The 16918-nt window shown below is 67.2% G+C and carries 15 protein-coding genes and 1 tRNA gene; 6 read left to right on the top strand and 10 right to left on the bottom strand.

Features of this window, described 5'->3' with window-relative positions:
* Positions 1-148: 148 nt before the first annotated feature.
* The 10 genes from ACFYWY_RS05165 to dnaA form a co-directional block, all read right to left on the bottom strand.
* Positions 149-283: a DLW-39 family protein gene (locus tag ACFYWY_RS05165; protein WP_003958712.1), complete on the bottom strand. Its 135-nt coding sequence runs from the start codon at positions 281-283 to the stop codon at positions 149-151.
* 178 nt (positions 284-461) lie between these two features.
* Positions 462-535: transfer RNA gene (locus ACFYWY_RS05170), tRNA-Ile, on the bottom strand.
* A gap of 59 nt (positions 536-594) precedes the next feature.
* Positions 595-1164, bottom strand: coding sequence for a DUF3566 domain-containing protein (locus ACFYWY_RS05175; RefSeq protein WP_389179921.1), 570 nt, complete (start codon positions 1162-1164; stop codon positions 595-597).
* 114 nt (positions 1165-1278) lie between these two features.
* The gene (gene gyrA, locus ACFYWY_RS05180; protein ID WP_389179924.1) at positions 1279-3870 is read right to left on the bottom strand and encodes a DNA gyrase subunit A; all 2592 of its coding nucleotides are present in this window, start codon (positions 3868-3870) and stop codon (positions 1279-1281) included.
* Between the two features lie 42 nt (positions 3871-3912).
* Positions 3913-5979, bottom strand: a complete 2067-nt coding sequence (gene gyrB / locus ACFYWY_RS05185) for a DNA topoisomerase (ATP-hydrolyzing) subunit B (RefSeq protein WP_389179928.1) — start codon at positions 5977-5979, stop codon at positions 3913-3915.
* Positions 5980-6420: 441 nt separating this feature from the next.
* The gene (locus ACFYWY_RS05190) at positions 6421-6975 is read right to left on the bottom strand and encodes a DUF721 domain-containing protein (RefSeq protein WP_389179931.1); all 555 of its coding nucleotides are present in this window, start codon (positions 6973-6975) and stop codon (positions 6421-6423) included.
* Entirely contained in the window at positions 6972-8141 is a 1170-nt protein-coding gene (recF, locus tag ACFYWY_RS05195; RefSeq protein ID WP_389179934.1) for a DNA replication/repair protein RecF, read from the bottom strand. The genes ACFYWY_RS05190 and recF overlap by 4 nt, the downstream gene beginning before the upstream one ends.
* A gap of 30 nt (positions 8142-8171) precedes the next feature.
* Entirely contained in the window at positions 8172-9050 is an 879-nt protein-coding gene (gnd, locus tag ACFYWY_RS05200) for a phosphogluconate dehydrogenase (NAD(+)-dependent, decarboxylating) (protein WP_389179937.1), read from the bottom strand.
* A gap of 137 nt (positions 9051-9187) precedes the next feature.
* Positions 9188-10318, bottom strand: a complete 1131-nt coding sequence (dnaN, locus tag ACFYWY_RS05205) for a DNA polymerase III subunit beta (RefSeq protein ID WP_389179941.1) — start codon at positions 10316-10318, stop codon at positions 9188-9190.
* A gap of 862 nt (positions 10319-11180) precedes the next feature.
* Positions 11181-12950 (bottom strand): chromosomal replication initiator protein DnaA, encoded by a 1770-nt coding sequence (dnaA, locus tag ACFYWY_RS05210; RefSeq protein ID WP_389179944.1) that lies wholly within the window; start codon positions 12948-12950, stop codon positions 11181-11183.
* 360 nt (positions 12951-13310) lie between these two features.
* Between dnaA and rpmH the strand changes: the two genes are divergently transcribed.
* The 6 genes from rpmH to rsmG all read left to right on the top strand — a co-directional run bounded on the left by rpmH (position 13311) and on the right by rsmG (position 16880).
* On the top strand, positions 13311-13448 hold the full coding sequence (rpmH, locus tag ACFYWY_RS05215; RefSeq protein ID WP_006381191.1) for a 50S ribosomal protein L34: 138 nt from the start codon (positions 13311-13313) through the stop codon (positions 13446-13448).
* A gap of 20 nt (positions 13449-13468) precedes the next feature.
* Complete coding sequence (gene rnpA / locus ACFYWY_RS05220) at positions 13469-13840, top strand: ribonuclease P protein component (protein WP_389179947.1); 372 nt, start codon at positions 13469-13471, stop codon at positions 13838-13840.
* Positions 13837-14196, top strand: a complete 360-nt coding sequence (yidD, locus tag ACFYWY_RS05225; protein WP_307662333.1) for a membrane protein insertion efficiency factor YidD — start codon at positions 13837-13839, stop codon at positions 14194-14196. The genes rnpA and yidD overlap by 4 nt, the downstream gene beginning before the upstream one ends.
* A 3-nt stretch (positions 14197-14199) precedes the next feature.
* On the top strand, positions 14200-15501 hold the full coding sequence (gene yidC, locus ACFYWY_RS05230) for a membrane protein insertase YidC (protein ID WP_389179950.1): 1302 nt from the start codon (positions 14200-14202) through the stop codon (positions 15499-15501).
* A 33-nt stretch (positions 15502-15534) separates the two neighbouring features.
* Entirely contained in the window at positions 15535-16047 is a 513-nt protein-coding gene (locus tag ACFYWY_RS05235) for a protein jag (protein ID WP_389179953.1), read from the top strand.
* 116 nt (positions 16048-16163) lie between these two features.
* A complete protein-coding gene (gene rsmG / locus ACFYWY_RS05240; RefSeq protein WP_389179956.1) occupies positions 16164-16880 on the top strand; it encodes a 16S rRNA (guanine(527)-N(7))-methyltransferase RsmG in 717 nt (238 codons plus the stop codon).
* Positions 16881-16918 lie beyond the last annotated feature (38 nt).

Raw genomic sequence — 16918 nt, forward strand, 5'->3', positions numbered from 1 at the left:
AGTTAATGATTTGCTTGGGTGAACTCAAGAGCAAGATTGTCACGGTCACGCAACGGCAGAAGGGGGCGCGTGCAGCGGGCATGCTTCGGGGCAGCAGGAAGCCCCGGCCGCTTCCGCGACCGGGGCTTCGAACCAAGACTGCTGCGTCTCACACACCCGAACCTGCGGGCACGGAGTCGGTCGCCTCCGTCCACAGATCCTGCTCGGCGCGATCCGCCTGGATCTGGCGGTACACGAGGAGCCCGCCGATGGCGGCCAGTGCGACCAGGAGAAGCTTCTTCACCGCGCGACCTCGTCTTTCCTTGACGTATGAGGACTTCTGGCGCCCGACTATACACACCGACCGATACCGATCGGTGACCTGCGTGCGACGTCCGAGGGACCGGCGAACGCCCCAACTCGGGCCCCGGACAAAGCGATCGGCCCGGACAGAGAAGCTCGTCCGGGCCGAATCACAACTGTGGGGCTAACAGGATTTGAACCTGTGGCCTCATCCTTATCAGGGATGCGCTCTAACCAACTGAGCTATAGCCCCGCCGCGCTGCGCGCTGACCTCTGAAGATTAGCGCACGTCCGGGGCAGTGCCAAAATTGGTTACTCGTCCTCCGCCAGGGTCAGCTCCACGCCACCGACGAACCCCGCGGACAGGTTGTAGATGAACGCCCCGAGCGTCGCCAGCGCTGTGGCCAGCACCACATCGATCACCGCAATGACCGAGGTGAAGACGAGCACCCGCGGCAGCGAAAGGAACGACTGAAGGTCGAAGCCATTGCTTTCGTTGGAGCCGGTGGCCTCGCTGATCGTCCCGCCGACCGTGGAGAAAACGCCCATCGCGTCCATGACCATCCACAGCACCGCGGCCGCGATCACCGTACAGATGCCCAGCGCGATGGAGAGCAGGAAGCTGACCTTCATCACCGACCACGGATCGGCCTTGGCCACCCGCAGTCTCGCCTTGCGGGTACGCGGCGTCGTACGCGCCCCGGTCCGCGGCCGGCGCACAGCGCCGCCCGCCTGCGGCACGCCGCCACCGCCCTGGGGCGAGGGATACGCCTGCGGCGGGTGGTACGGCTGCCCGGCCTGCTGCGGCGACGGGGCATGCTGCGGCGGCTGCTCGCCGCCGAATCTGTCGTACGGGGGCGTCTGCCCCCGGGTGTCCGTCACCGTAATCCCCCTGCCTTCGGCGGGGGTGCCCCCACCCTGGGAGTCCGCGGCAGGGCCACGGGCACCGTTCGCTCCGGAATCGGCCGATCCGGCGCCCGTGGCTCCACTCACGCTTTACTCCTCGTGCTCCCCGGCCGAAGGCTGCGTGCCCTCGACCACCGCCTCGACCGCCACAACGTCGGCCTCTTCGGTCCCGTCGACCTCTTCGGCCTCGCGACCCGCCTCGGCGTTACGAGCGATACCGACCACGGCATCGCGCTTGCCCAGGTTGATCAGCTGGACGCCCATGGTGTCACGGCCCGTCTCCCTGACTTCATTGACTCGCGTACGAATCACGCCGCCACCGAGGGTGATGGCGAGGATCTCATCCGTCCCCTCGACCACCAGCGCACCCACGAGCGAACCGCGATCCTCCACAATCTTGGCGGCCTTGATACCGAGGCCGCCGCGACCCTGGACGCGATACTCGTCGACGGCGGTCCGCTTCGCGTACCCACCATCGGTGGCAGTGAACACGAACGTACCTGGCCGGACGACATTCATCGAGAGCAGTTCATCGCCCTCGCGGAAACTCATCCCCTTCACACCCGACGTCGCACGCCCCATCGGACGCAGCGCGTCGTCGGTCGCGGTGAACCGGATCGACTGCGCCTTCTTGCTGATGAGAAGCAGATCGTCCTCGGCCGACACCAGCTCGGCGCCGATCAGCTCGTCGTCGCTGCCGTCCTCCGTCTCGCGGAGATTGATCGCGATGACGCCACCCGAGCGGGGCGAGTCGTAATCCTTAAGAGATGTCTTCTTCACCAGACCGCCCTTGGTGGCGAGCACCAGGTAGGGCGCGGCGTTGTAGTCGCGGATCGCCAGGATCTCGGCGATCTGCTCGTCCGGCTGGAAGGCCAGCAGGTTGGCGACATGCTGGCCGCGCGCGTCCCGGCCGGCGTCGGGGAGTTCGTACGCCTTGGCGCGGTAGACACGGCCCTTGTTGGTGAAGAACAGCAGCCAGTGGTGGGTCGTGGAGACGAAGAAGTGGTCGACGATGTCGTCTTCCTTCAGCTTCGTGCCGCGTACGCCCTTGCCGCCGCGCTTCTGCGAGCGGTAGTCGTCCGTCTTCGTACGCTTCACATAGCCGCCACGCGTGATGGTGACGACGATGTCCTCCTCGGCGATCAGGTCCTCCATGGACATGTCGCCGTCGAAGGGCACCAGCTTGGAGCGCCGGTCGTCGCCGAACTTCTCGACGATGACTGCCAGTTCCTCGCTGACGATCTGACGCTGCTTCTCGGGCGAGGCCAGGATCGCGTTGTACTCGTTGATCTTGGCCTGCAGCTCGTCGTGCTCGGCGACGATCTTCTGGCGCTCCAGGGCGGCCAGTCGGCGCAGCTGCATCTCGAGGATGGCGTTGGCCTGGATCTCGTCGATCTGCAGCAGGCCCATCAGGCCCTCACGCGCGATCTCGACGGTGTCACTGCGCCGGATCAGCGCGATGACCTCGTCGATCGCGTCCAGCGCCTTGAGCAGACCGCGCAGGATGTGCGCCCGCTCCTCCGCCTTGCGCAGGCGGAACTTCGTGCGCCGGACGATGACCTCGATCTGGTGGTGCACCCAGTGGCGGATGAAGGCGTCCAGCGACAGCGTGCGCGGCACGCCGTCGACCAGCGCCAGCATGTTCGCGCCGAAGTTCGTCTGGAGGTCGGTGTGCTTGTAGAGGTTGTTCAGCACGACCTTGGCAACGGCGTCGCGCTTGAGCACGATGACCAGACGCTGGCCCGTACGGGACGAGGTCTCGTCGCGTACGTCGGCGATGCCGCCGACCTTGCCGTCCTTCACCAGGTCGGCGATCTTCTGCGCGAGATTGTCCGGGTTGGTCTGGTACGGAAGCTCGGTGACCACCAGGCACTGCCGGCCCTGGATCTCCTCGACCTCGACGACCGCGCGCATCGTGATGGAGCCGCGACCGGTGCGGTACGCCTCCTCGATGCCCTTGCGTCCCACGACCAGCGCGCCGGACGGGAAGTCCGGGCCCTTGATCCGCTCGATGAGCGCGTCGAGGAGCTCCTCGTGGGTGGCCTCCGGGTGCTCCAGCGCCCACTGCGCGCCGGCCGCGACCTCGCGCAGATTGTGCGGCGGGATGTTCGTGGCCATACCGACCGCGATGCCGGCCGAACCGTTGACAAGCAGGTTCGGGAAGCGCGCCGGCAGGACCGTCGGCTCCTGGTTACGGCCGTCGTAGTTGTCCTGGAAGTCGACGGTCTCCTCGTCGATGTCCCGGAGCATCTCCATCGACTGCGGCATCAGCTTGCACTCGGTGTACCGCATGGCGGCGGCCGGGTCGTTGCCGGGAGAACCGAAGTTTCCGTTGGAGTCCACCAGCGGCATACGCATCGACCACGGCTGGGCGAGACGTACGAGCGCGTCGTAGATCGAGGAGTCGCCGTGCGGGTGGTACGTACCCATCACGTCACCGACGACGCGGGCGCACTTGTAGAAGCCCTTCTCGGGCCGGTAGCCGCCGTCGTACATCGCGTACAGCACACGACGGTGGACGGGCTTGAGACCGTCCCGTACGTCGGGCAGCGCACGCGAGACGATGACGGACATCGCGTAGTCGAGATACGAGCGCTGCATCTCGGTCTCGAGCCCGACGGGCTCGATCCGCAGTGTCGGCTCTTCTTCTTCGGTCGTGGCGGGAGTGTTCTCGTCGGCCATTGCTGGTCAAAATCCTTTCGAAGCGGTCAGCGACAGACCGACTCAGATGTCGAGGAAGCGGACGTCCTTGGCGTTGCGCTGAATGAACGAGCGCCGCGCCTCGACGTCCTCGCCCATCAGCACCGAGAACAGGTCGTCGGCCTGCGCCGCGTCGTCGAGCGTGACCTGGCCGAGCACTCGGTGGTCCACGTCCATCGTGGTGATGCGCAGCTCCTCGGCGTTCATCTCGCCGAGACCCTTGAAGCGCTGGATCGAGTCTTCCTTGATCCGCTTGCCGTTCTGCTTGCCGAGCTCGACGAGCGCGTCGCGCTCACGGTCCGAGTACGCGTACTCGAAGTCGTCCCGGCCCCACTTGATCTTGTAGAGCGGCGGGCGTGAGAGATAGACGTGCCCGGCCTCGACCAGCGGCCGCATGAAGCGGAACAGGAAGGTCAGCAGCAGCGTGTTGATGTGCTGGCCGTCGACGTCGGCGTCCGCCATCAGGATGATCTTGTGATAGCGGAGCTTCTCGATGTCGAAGTCTTCGTGGACCCCGGTGCCGAAGGCCGAGATCAGCGCCTGGACCTCGGTGTTCTGCAGGATCTTGTCGATCCGCGCCTTCTCGACGTTCAGGATCTTGCCTCGGATGGGCAGGATCGCCTGGTACATCGGGTTACGGCCGGACTTCGCCGAGCCACCGGCGGAGTCACCCTCGACGATGAAGATCTCGCACTTCGTCGGATCGTTGGACTGGCAGTCGCTCAGCTTGCCCGGCAGGGAAGCCGACTCCAGCAGGCCCTTGCGACGGGTCAGGTCGCGGGCCTTGCGGGCCGCGACACGCGCCGTCTGCGCCTGGATGGACTTGCGGATGATGTCCGCGGCCTCGTTGGGATTGCGGTCGAACCAGTCGGTGAGGTGCTCGTGCACGACCTTCTGGACGAAGGTCTTCGCCTCCGTGTTGCCCAGCTTGGTCTTGGTCTGGCCCTCGAACTGCGGCTCGCCCAGCTTGACCGAGATGATCGCGGTCAGACCCTCGCGGATGTCCTCGCCGGAGAGGTTGTCGTCCTTCTCGCGCAGCAGCTTCTTGTCGCGCGCGTACCGGTTGACCAGGCCCGTCAGAGCGGACCGGAAACCCTCCTCGTGCGTACCGCCCTCGTGGGTGTGGATCGTGTTCGCGAAGGAGTACACACCCTCGGTGTACTGGGAATTCCACTGCATCGCGATCTGGACCGAGAGCATCCGCTCCTTGTCCTCGGCCTCGATGTCGATGACGGTCGGGTGGATGAGCTCGCCCTTGCGGGAGTTGAGGTACTTGACGAAGTCGACGATGCCGCCTTCGTAGTAGTACTTCACCGTGCGTGCGGGCGGCTCCTCGTCCGGCTCCTCGGGGGCGTCGGCACCCACGGTGGCCTTCGCCGACTCGCGCTCGTCCGTCAGCGTCAGGGTCAGGCCCTTGTTGAGGAAGGCCATTTCCTGGAAACGGCGGGAGAGCGTCTCGAAGGAGTACTCGGTCGTCTCGAAGATGTCGTGGTCGGCCCAGAACGTCACCGTGGTGCCGGTCTCGTCCGTGGGCTCGTTGCGCACGAGGGGCGCGGTCGGGACACCGAGCTTGTAGTCCTGCGTCCAGCGGTAGCCGTCGCGCTTGATCTCGACGGAGACCCTCGACGACAAGGCGTTGACGACCGAGACGCCGACGCCGTGCAGACCGCCGGACACCGCGTAGCCGCCGCCGCCGAACTTGCCGCCGGCGTGCAGCACGGTGAGTACGACCTCGACGGCCGGCTTGTTCTCCGACGGGACGATGTCCACCGGGATGCCGCGGCCGTTGTCGACCACGCGTACGCCGCCGTCGGCGAGGATCGTGACGTCGATCCCGTCGGCGTGCCCGGCGAGGGCCTCGTCGACAGAGTTGTCGACGACTTCGTACACGAGGTGATGCAGGCCACGCTCACCGGTCGAGCCGATGTACATGCCAGGCCGCTTGCGGACCGCGTCCAGACCCTCGAGGACGGTGATCGCGCTGGCGTCGTACGAGGCGGTGACCTCGCCGTTCCCGCCGGCAGGAGTGGACGGAATGTTCTCGTTGAGGTTGCCGGAATCGGCCACGAAGCGCCCTTTCTGGCACAGCACAAGCCGTTCTCCGGGCAGGCGGGAGCGGCTGCGTCGTTCGACATGTTCCGCGGGTGGGCGGGATTGTCCACCAGTCTACCGGTACCGCCGACCCGAGTGGGGGTTTGCCGGTGGCTGAGTCCGCATGTGCCGCCCTGAACCATGTTGGTCCGACTCCCCATATCCAGGAAGGGGCTCCAAGGGGCTCACACGGGCGTTGAGCGCTTCGGCCTGTCAACCACTCGCTACCGTCTGACTATGTTCCGGCTGTGGTGAGAGACACCTCACACAACTCGTGGGGTTTCGCTCGTTGGGGGTGGGGTGTCGCCATGGACGCAGCCACGGCCGTGCGGCCGGGGGCCCGCCCCGGCCCCGTCGAGGGCGGGGCCGGGGCGGAAATGCCCGGGGTACGGGGCACAGCCCCGTATTCAGCAAGGGGATGGAGGTGGGGAGAGGCACCCCTCAGCCGTACGTGTCTCCCGGCCCCACACTCCCGGGCGCCCTCAGCGGCCCGTACCCCCTGTGCGGCCCGCCCGGCCCCAGCACCTTGATCAGCCGTACCGTCCCGTGCCCCAAGTCCTCGTTCAGCCGCGCCACCAGCCTCGGCGCCAGCAGCCGCAACTGCGTCGCCCACGCCGTCGAGTCGCACTGCACCGTCAGGACGCGCTCGGCAGGATCTTCGTCGTACTTCAACGGCACACAGTGGTTCGCCAGGTCCTCGCCCACAATCTGCGGCCAGCGCCCCATCACCCCGCCCACCGCGGCCGGCGTCTCCCAGCCCCGCTCGGTGATCAGCCGGTTGATCGCCGCACCCAGCGGCAGCGGATCGCGGCCGTCCGCATGCGCCCCCGAGCGCAGCCCTCCACCCCGCCTGGCCTGCTTCTTCTGCTGCGCCGCCGCACCCTGAGCCTTCGCCTGCTCCTTCGCCGCGCGCAGCGCGACGCGCGCCAGGTCGACGCCCGACGACTCGGGCGCCTTCGGCGTCTCCACGGGCTCGCCGCCTGGGTCCTCGCTCATACGCGTTCCACCGCCCCGCCCGCCACCACGTACCGCGTCCCCGCCAGCACCCCCGGCACATCGTCCTCGACCGCCGCGGTCACCAGCACCTGCTCACCCGGAGCCACCAGTTCCGCCAGCCGCTCCCGACGCCGCTCGTCCAGCTCCGCGAACACGTCGTCCAGCACCAGCACGGGCTCATTGCCCTCCGCCCGGAGCAGGTCGTACGAGGCCAGCCGCAGCGCCAGCGCGTACGACCAGGACTCGCCATGGCTGGCGTACCCCTTCGCCGGCAGCTGCCCCAGCTTGAGCACCAGGTCGTCCCGGTGCGGCCCGACCAGCGTCACGCCCCGCTCGACCTCCTGCTTGCGTACCTCCGTCAGCGCGCCTATCAGCTGCTCGTACAGCGCGTCGCGCCCCTGCACCCCACTCGCAGCCACACCGCCGCCGGCGGCGGAGGAACGGTACTCCAGCGCTACCGGCCCGCCCCCCGGCGCCACCTGCTCGTAGGCCTTCTCCGCCAGCGGCTCCAGCGCCGCGATCAGTTCGATCCGCTGCGCCAGCAACTCCGCGCCTGCTCGCGCCAGATGCTGGTCCCACACGTCCAGCGTCGACAGATCCGCGCCCCCGGACTTCGTCCCGGGAGTGGACCCCACGCGCCCGCCGTGCCGCCGTGCCATCGCCGCCGACTTCAGCAGGGTGTTGCGCTGTTTGAGCACGCGCTCGTAGTCGGACCGCACCCCCGCCATCCGCGGCGACCGCGCAGTGACCAGCTCATCGAGGAACCGCCGCCGCTCGCCCGGATCGCCCTTCACCAGCGCCAGATCCTCCGGCGCGAACATCACCGACCGCACTATCCCCAGTACATCGCGCGGCCTGACCTGCGAAGACCTGTTGATGCGGGCCCGGTTCGCCTTCCCCGGATTGAGCTCGAGCTCGACCAGCTGGGAGCGCTCGCCCTGAGTGACGGCGGCCCGGATCACCGCCCGGTCAGCCCCCATCCGTACCAGCGGCGCGTCCGAGGAGACCCGGTGACTCGACAGCGTCGCCAAATAGCCGACCGCCTCGACGAGATTGGTCTTGCCCTGCCCGTTCGCCCCCACGAAGACGGAGACGCCCGGGTCGAGAGGGACCTCGACCCGGGCGTACGAGCGGAAGTCGGCCAGCGACAAATGCGTGACGTGCATGGATGTACGCCGACCTCCCCCGGCTCAGGGCTACTTCGTGTTCTCGACGGCGTGGCCACCGAACTGGTTGCGCAGCGCCGCGATCATCTTCATCTGTGGGGAGTCGTCCTGACGGGACGCGAACCGCGCGAACAGCGACGCGGTGATCGCGGGCAGCGGCACCGCGTTGTCGATCGCCGCTTCCACAGTCCACCTGCCCTCGCCGGAGTCCTCCGCATAACCGCGCAGCTGCTCCAGGTGCTCGTCCTCGTCCAGCGCGTTGACCGCCAGGTCGAGCAGCCAGGAGCGGATGACGGTGCCCTCCTGCCAGGAGCGGAAGACCTCACGTACGTCGGTGACCGAGTTGACCTTCTCCAGCAGTTCCCAGCCCTCGGCGTAGGCCTGCATCATGGCGTACTCGATGCCGTTGTGGACCATCTTCGCGAAGTGGCCCGCGCCGACCTTGCCCGCGTGCACCGAGCCGAACTCGCCCTCGGGCTTCAGCGCGTCGAAGACCGGCTGCACCTTCGCGACGTGCTCGGCATGGCCGCCGTACATCAGCGCGTAGCCGTTCTCCAGGCCCCAGACGCCGCCGGACACACCGCAGTCGACGAAGCCGATGCCCTTGATGCCCAGCTCTACGGCGTGCTTCTCGTCGTCCGTCCAGCGGGAGTTGCCGCCGTCCACCACAATGTCGCCGGGGGACAGCAGCGCGGCCAGCTCGTCGATGGTGGACTGGGTCGCGGATCCGGCCGGGACCATCACCCAGATGACTCGCGGGCCCTTCAGCTTGCCCACAAGCTCTTCGAGGCTGTGGACATCGGCGACATCCGGGTTGCGGTCGTAGCCGATGACGGTGTGGCCTGCGCGGCGGATGCGCTCGCGCATGTTGCCGCCCATCTTGCCGAGGCCGACGAGACCGAGCTCCATCAGAGATTCCTTAAGCGTTGTATGCCGATTCGTACCCGGATCCGAGCCTACGCCGGGCCGGTACGGAACGGCCTGACGGGCCTGCTGCGGCGTGAGCAGGCCCGTCGGGATCAGCCCTTGGGCGGACCAAACCGGACTCAGCCGGACAGCCGCACAGGCATGATCAGGTACTTGTACGCCTCGTCCGCCTCGGCATCCATAGCCGGCTTGCCGCTCAGCAGTGCCGGCTTGGTGGAGGTGGTGAACGAGAGCTGGGCGACCGGCGAGTCGATGGCGCTCAGGCCATCAAGCAGGAAGGTCGGGTTGAAGGCGATCGAGATGTCGTCGCCCTCGAGGTTCGCGTCGACGCGCTCCACAGCCTGTGCATCGTCGCTGGAACCGGCCTCCAGGATCAGCACGCCCTGCTCGAAGCTGAGCCGCACCGGGGTATTCCGCTCGGCGACCAGGGCCACTCGCTTGACGGCCTCGACGAAGGGCGCGGTCTCGATCACGGCGACCGAGTTGAACTCGGTGGGGAACAGCGTCCGGTACTTCGGCAGATCGCCTTCGAGCAGCCGGGTCGTGGTCCGCCGCCCGGCGCCCTCGAAACCGATGAGCCCCTCGCCCGCACCCGAGCCGGAGAGCGCGAGGGTGACCGTGTCACCGCTGGTCAGCGCCTTGGCGGTGTCCAGCAGCGTCTTGGCGGGCACCAGCGCGACAGCGGATGCGTCCGGGTTCTCCGGCTTCCAGAGGAACTCGCGGACCGCGAAGCGGTAGCGGTCGGTGGAGGCCAGCGTGACGGTGTCGCCCTCGATCTCGATACGTACACCTGTGAGCACCGGGAGCGTGTCGTCGCGGCCGGCGGCAATCGCGACCTGCGCGGCGGCGGAGGCGAAGATCTCACCGGGCACGGTGCCGGTCGCGGTCGGCATCTGCGGCAGGGCCGGGTACTCCTCCACAGGCAGGGTGTGGAGTGTGAATCGCGAGGAGCCACAGACGACGGTCGCCCGTACACCGTCTGTGGAAATCTCCACCGGCCGGTTGGGGAGGGCACGGCAGATGTCTGCGAGCAGTCGGCCGGAGACCAGGACGGTGCCGTCCTCGTCCACCTCCGCCTCCACGGAGACGCGGGCCGAGACCTCGTAGTCGAAGCTCGAGAAGCTGAGGGCGCCGTCCTCCGCCTTCAGAAGAAGGCCCGCGAGTACGGGCGCCGGCGGACGGGCCGGGAGGCTCCGGGCCACCCAGGCCACCGCCTCCGCGAGTACATCGCGCTCCACCCGGATCTTCACCGGAACCGCCTCCTGCTGTTGCTGGCTCGCCCTTGCTGGCCTTCGTCGTCGGCTGTGTCGCCGGGGACCAGTCTGACGTACGGCACCGACAGTCGGTGCGGGTCGGGGTCAAGTCGTGGCAAGAGGTGCCGGGCGCTCCGGGCTCGAGTTGTGCACAGGGCCTTCTTCGAAGCGAATTCACCGGTAACTCTAAGTGGGAGTAGTAGTAGGGCCTGTGGAAACCGTGGATAACGCCATCCATGCAGGTCAGACCCGTTTTTTTGTCCACCGGGCCTGTGGGCGGAGCCGGTGGACAACCCGGTGCTTCTGTGGACGCCCGAAAGTTCTGCACATCCGATGCACAGCCCGAGGGGACTTCTCCCCAGCGCCGTCCCCAGCTTTGCCCACGTTCCCCACAGGCCAACCGACCTCGTCGGTGTGACGCCTTTCACTCGACGCAGTGAGTCGGGGTGTTTCGTTGCCGAACAGTGGACAGGGGTGTGGAGAAGCTGTGGGCAACGCGGCGCTGCCTGTGGGCCGCCGGTGGACAACCTTGATCGCGCCCTGTGGAGGACTTCTGTGTCCACAGTCTGTGGAGCGCGGTTGGCCACAAATCCACAAGGGTCTGACCTGGCGTGATGAAGTCTCTGCAACTGCCTCTGTGGACGCAATCTGGACAACTTTGCAGTCCCCAGGCTGTGGACGGAAGGTCGCCCCCAGATCTGTGGAGAACACCTCCCGGTCGCCGACTATTCGAACACCGGACATCTGGAGGAGGGGTGCGGGAGGGCTGCGGCGATGGCTCCGGAACGACGAAGGGCGCCCCGGGACCTCGTCCCGGGGCGCCCTCGAAGGCTTCTTGGGGGCCTCTTGGGGGCCTGCGTCAGCCGTTCTTGATGCGGTTGGTGAGCTCGGTGACCTGGTTGTAGATGGAGCGCCGCTCGGCCATCAGCGCGCGGATCTTGCGGTCCGCGTGCATCACGGTCGTATGGTCACGGCCGCCGAACTGCGCGCCGATCTTCGGCAGCGACAGATCGGTGAGCTCACGGCAGAGATACATTGCGATCTGGCGGGCGGTCACCAGCACCCGGCTGCGCGACGATCCGCAGAGATCCTCCACCGTCAGCCCGAAGTAGTCGGCCGTCGCCGCCATGATCGCGCTTGCGGTGATCTCGGGAGCCGCGTCCTCCCCACCGGGGATCAGATCCTTGAGCACGATCTCGGTGAGCCCGAGGTCCACAGGCTGCCTGTTGAGCGAAGCGAACGCGGTCACCCGGATCAGCGCACCCTCCAGCTCGCGGATGTTGCGCGAGATCCGGGAGGCGATGAACTCCAGCACTTCCGGCGGAGCGTTGAGCTGCTCCTGCACGGCCTTCTTACGGAGGATCGCGATCCGCGTCTCCAGCTCCGGCGGCTGTACGTCGGTGGTCAGACCCCACTCGAAGCGGTTTCGCAGCCGGTCCTCCAGCGTCACCAGCTGCTTGGGCGGCCGGTCAGAGGACAGCACGATCTGCTTGTTGGCGTTGTGGAGCGTATTGAAGGTGTGGAAGAACTCCTCCTGCGTCGACTCCTTGCTCGCCAGGAACTGGATGTCGTCGACCAGCAGGATGTCCACATCGCGGTAGCGCTTGCGGAACGTGTCGCCCTTGCCGTCGCGGATCGAGTTGATGAACTCGTTGGTGAACTCCTCCGAGCTCACATACCGCACCCGGGTGCCGGGGTAGAGGCTGCGCGCGTAGTGCCCGATGGCATGCAGCAGGTGGGTCTTGCCGAGCCCTGACTCCCCATAGATGAACAGGGGGTTGTACGCCTTGGCCGGCGCCTCCGCGACAGCGACCGCCGCGGCGTGCGCGAACCGGTTGGACGCGCCGATGACGAAGGTGTCGAAGAGGTACTTCGGGTTCAGGCGGGCATGCGGCTCACCGGGACCGGGCGCCGGCGAGGGCCGAGCGCCCAGCGGTCCGGGCGCGCCCCCGGGAGCGCTGCGATGGGGTGCCTGCCGATCGGGCAGGTCGTGACGCTCCGGGTGCGGCTGCTCGTACTGCTGGCGCTCTGGCGGCTGCGGCTGCCGGTAGTCGTGCTGGGGCTGGCGCGGCCGGGCGGTGGCGTACGGGTCGCGGTCCTGGAAACCGCCGAGCCGCGGCTGCTGCCAGGAGAGGTCCTCCTGTGTACGCGGCCAGGCGCCGGGTTCCGGGCGCTGCTGCTGGTGCTGGCGCTGCTGGTAATCGGGGTAGGCAGGACGGACGTTCGGCAGCCGGTCGTCGTCGGGGCGGTGCCCGTAGTCGTCGTACGGGTCGTTCTGCCGCTCGTCGTGCTGCGGGCCCTGATAGCGAGGCGCCTGCTGCTGTGCGGGGGGTGACTGGGGAGCTGGGGGCTCGCCCGCGGAGTCGTCCACCGTGATGGCGATCCGGATCGGCCTGCCGCACTCACGGCTGAGGGTCTCGCTGATCAACGGGGCGAGTCTGCCCTCGAGGACGCGCTTGCCCCATTCATTGGGTACGGCGAGCAGCGCGGTGTCGGCCACCAGTGCGAGTGGCTGGCAGCGCTCGATCCACTGCTTGTCCTTGGGTTCGATGCCCTGCTGGCCCTCGGCGAGGAGCTGTTCCAGCACTCGTGGCCACACTGCGGCAAGATCGGCAGGTACGTCAGCCACAAGGCACGCTCTCTCGCAGGTCCCACGAATATGTGGTTCTCGGGACGGGATGGGAAGACAGGCAGGAAAGGAATTGGAGTTCAGCCACGGTAGTCAGGGCGACCCGCGCGGTTCAAGTTGTTGTCCACAGCCTGTGCACAGTGGAGCACGCCGTGACCCTGGTTTGACCCGATGGCGTAGCCGCGCGTACCGTAACCAGGTCGAGTTGTCGATGGCTGCTGCCGCCTGCCTCCGATGGGCAATGATCACGGTCTGTGATCGTGAAGCGGTGCACTCGGGCGTAAACGCGAGCTACTCGTGGGCGCACGGTGACAGCCAGGCGATGTCCCGCCACCAACGAATCATTTCTGGAGCCCCCGAGTGAGCAAGCGCACCTTCCAGCCGAACAACCGTCGTCGCGCCAAGACCCACGGCTTCCGCCTGCGGATGCGCACCCGTGCCGGCCGCGCGATTCTCGCGAACCGCCGTGGCAAGGGTCGCGCCAGCCTGTCCGCCTGATCGCATACACAGGTCATGACGTGCTGCCTACCGAGAATCGGCTGAGGCGGCGCGAGGACTTCGCGACCGCGGTACGCCGAGGACGCCGGGCCGGACGCCCGCTCCTTGTCGTCCACCTACAGAGCGGTGCAACGGACCCGCACGCGCCTGGGGAGAGCGCTCCCCCGACGTGTGCGGGTTTCGTCGTAAGCAAAGCCGTGGGCGGGGCGGTCGTCCGCAACAAGGTCAAGCGGAGACTGCGCCACCTGATACGCGACCGGCTCGCCGAGCTGCCCCCCGGTAGCCTGGTGGTCGTACGGGCGCTGCCCGGTGCGGGCGACGCCGACTATGCACAGCTGGCCCGAGACCTGGATGCCGCTCTTCAGCGGCTGCTGGGAGGGGGCGCGCGATGAAGTACCCGCTGCTGGCTCTGATCAAGTTGTACCAGTGGACGATCAGCCCGCTGCTGGGGCCTGTCTGCAGGTACTACCCATCGTGTTCCCACTACGGATATACGGCCATCGACCGGCACGGCGCGGTCAAGGGCACAGCACTGACCGCCTGGCGCATCCTGCGATGCAATCCATGGTCGCCGGGCGGCGTGGATCATGTGCCGCCGCGTAAGCGTCCGCGATGGCATGAAATGCTGCGCGACGCCTTGCGTGGCAGCAAGGGCGGGCACTCCGCCGCCGATGTGCCTCCCCGGGAGTCGACCCCAGAACCCCCGAGTGCGGCCGCAGAGACCTCGCCCAATGCTCAAGGAGCCTGATTAGTGGACACGATTGCCAGTCTCTTCAGCTTTATCACCACACCTGTCTCGTGGGTCATCGTCCAGTTCCACACGCTCTACGGGGCTATCTTCGGCCCCGACACGGGCTGGGCCTGGGGACTGTCCATCGTGTCGCTGGTGATCCTCATCCGGATCTGTCTGATCCCGCTCTTTGTGAAGCAGATCAAGTCGACCCGGAACATGCAGGCGCTCCAGCCGAAGATGAAGGCGATCCAGGAGCGCTACAAGAGCGACAAGCAGCGTCAGTCCGAAGAGATGATGAAGCTGTACAAGGAGACGGGCACCAACCCGCTCTCCTCGTGCCTTCCGATCCTCGCGCAGTCGCCGTTCTTCTTCGCCCTGTACCACGTGCTCTCCAGCATCGCCTCGGGCAAGACCGTCGGCGTTATCAATGAATCGCTGCTGGACAGCGCCCGTCAGGCGCACATCTTCGGCGCCCCGCTGGCGTCGAAGTTCACGGACAGCACGGAGAAGGTCGCCGCACTCAACGCCTCGCTGACCGATGTGCGCATCGTCACCGCGATCATGATCGTGCTGATGTCGGCGTCGCAGTTCTACACCCAGCGCCAGCTGATGCAGAAGAACGTCGACCTGACGGTCAAGACGCCGTACATGCAGCAGCAGAAGATGCTGATGTACATCTTCCCGGTCATCTTCGCCGTGATGGGCATCAACTTCCCCGTCGGTGTCCTCGTCTACTGGCTGACCACCAACGTGTGGACCATGGGCCAGCAGATGTACGTGATCAACCAGAACCCGACGCCGGGCAGCAAGGCCCAGGACCACTACCTGCAGCGCCTGCTGAAGAGCGTCACCGCCCACAGCGAGGTTCGGTCGCGTCGCAAGCGCAATGTCATCCAGGCGATCGTGGCCAAGGGCACGGACCGCAACGAGAACGAGCGTCGGTTCATCACGGGCCTGGCCAAGGCGGGCCTCGCTGCCCAGCCCGACGGCACGGTGGCCAAGAGCGACACGGCTGTCGCCGAGGCCGATGGCGGCCCCGCACAGAGGCGGCAGCAGCCCAAGCGTCAGACCAAGTCGAAGCGTCAGGCCGCCGCTGCACAGCAGGGCGCAGCCAAGAGCTCCGAGTCCGCCGACTCCGAGTCGAGGCCCTCGCTCGAGAAGGAGCCGCGCCCTGGGGGTACCTCCCAGGCCGGAGGCTCTGGGGGAGACACCAAGCCGAAGCCGGCGGGGAAGCCTGCCTCAGGTTCCGCACGCCAGCAGCCCAAGTCCGGACAGCGCAAGGGCCAGCAGCGGCCCAAGCACCCGTCGTCCAAGAAGTAAGCGTCCAAGAAGTAAGTAAGAAGGAGTCCATCCGTGACGGAAGGCACCATCTCCGCCGCCGCCGAGGGTGGCGACACCCTGACCCGCCTCGAGCAGGAAGGGGAGATCGCGGCCGACTACCTCGAGGGTCTGCTCGACATCGCCGATCTCGACGGTGACATCGACATGGACGTCGAGGCCGACCGGGCCGCGGTCTCGATCATCAGTGAGGCGGGCGGCCGAGATCTGCAGAAGCTCGTGGGCCGCGACGGCGAGGTTCTGGAGGCGCTCCAGGAGCTCACGCGGCTCGCCGTACACCGGGAGACGGGGGACCGCAGCCGGCTGATGCTGGACATCGCGGGCTTCCGGGCCAAGAAGCGCACGGAGCTCGCCGAGCTCGGGGCCAAGGCCGCCGACGAGGTGAAGAGCACCGGTCAGCCGGTGAAGCTGGACCCGATGACGCCGTTCGAGCGCAAGGTCGTGCATGACGCGGTCGCCGCGGCGGGTCTGCGCAGCGAGTCCGAGGGCGAGGAGCCGCAGCGCTTCGTCGTCGTACTCCCCGCCTGACCTCCACCGTTCTGTCGGCCCCGTCTGTTCGCAGGCGGGGCCGATCTTTGTCAGCCTGATCATCAGCCAGCCACCGCAGTCCACATGCGACTGTGCGGTACGGAAGGACGGTTCCCGTGACGGAGGCAGCAGAGCTTCCCCAGGCGCCCGAAGAGGCGCGGACGGTATTCGGCGAGTTCTTTCCGGAGGCCGTGCGGTATGCGGAGCTGCTCGCGGACATCGGAGTCAAGCGTGGCCTGATCGGTCCCCGTGAGGTGCCGAGGCTGTGGGAACGGCATCTGCTGAACTGTGCGGTGCTCTCCGAGGTCGTACCGGAGGGTGTGACGGTCTGCGATGTGGGCTCGGGCGCCGGCCTGCCGGGCATTCCCCTGGCGCTGGTACGTCCGGATCTGAAGATCACGCTTCTTGAACCTCTGCTGCGGCGCACGAACTTTCTTCAGGAAGTCGTCGAGCTGCTGGGCCTGGACCATGTGACCGTGGTTCGGGGCCGTGCCGAGGAGGTCCTGGGCAAGCTCCCTCCGGTCCATGTGGTGACGGCGCGTGCCGTGGCGCCGCTGGACCGGCTGGCGGGCTGGGGAGTGCCGCTGCTGCGTCCCTACGGAGAGATGCTCTTGCTCAAGGGCGACACCGCCGAGGAGGAGGTCCAGGGAGCCCGGGCCGCACTGAGCAAGCTCGGCGTCGTGGAGACCTCGGTGTTGCATGTCGGTGAGGGGCTCGTCGACCCACTGTCCACTGTGGTGCGTGTGGAGGTCGGGGAGAGCCCGGGTGGAGTGCGCTTCGCAGCGAAGCGGGCCAAGGCCGCCCGGACCAGTCGTACCCGTCGGCGTCGCTGATCGATAGCAGTTCGTAACTGTCTATCAGCGATGCTCCA

The sequence above is a fragment of the Streptomyces sp. NPDC002870 genome (assembly GCF_042888505.1).
Classification (GTDB): domain Bacteria; phylum Actinomycetota; class Actinomycetes; order Streptomycetales; family Streptomycetaceae; genus Streptomyces.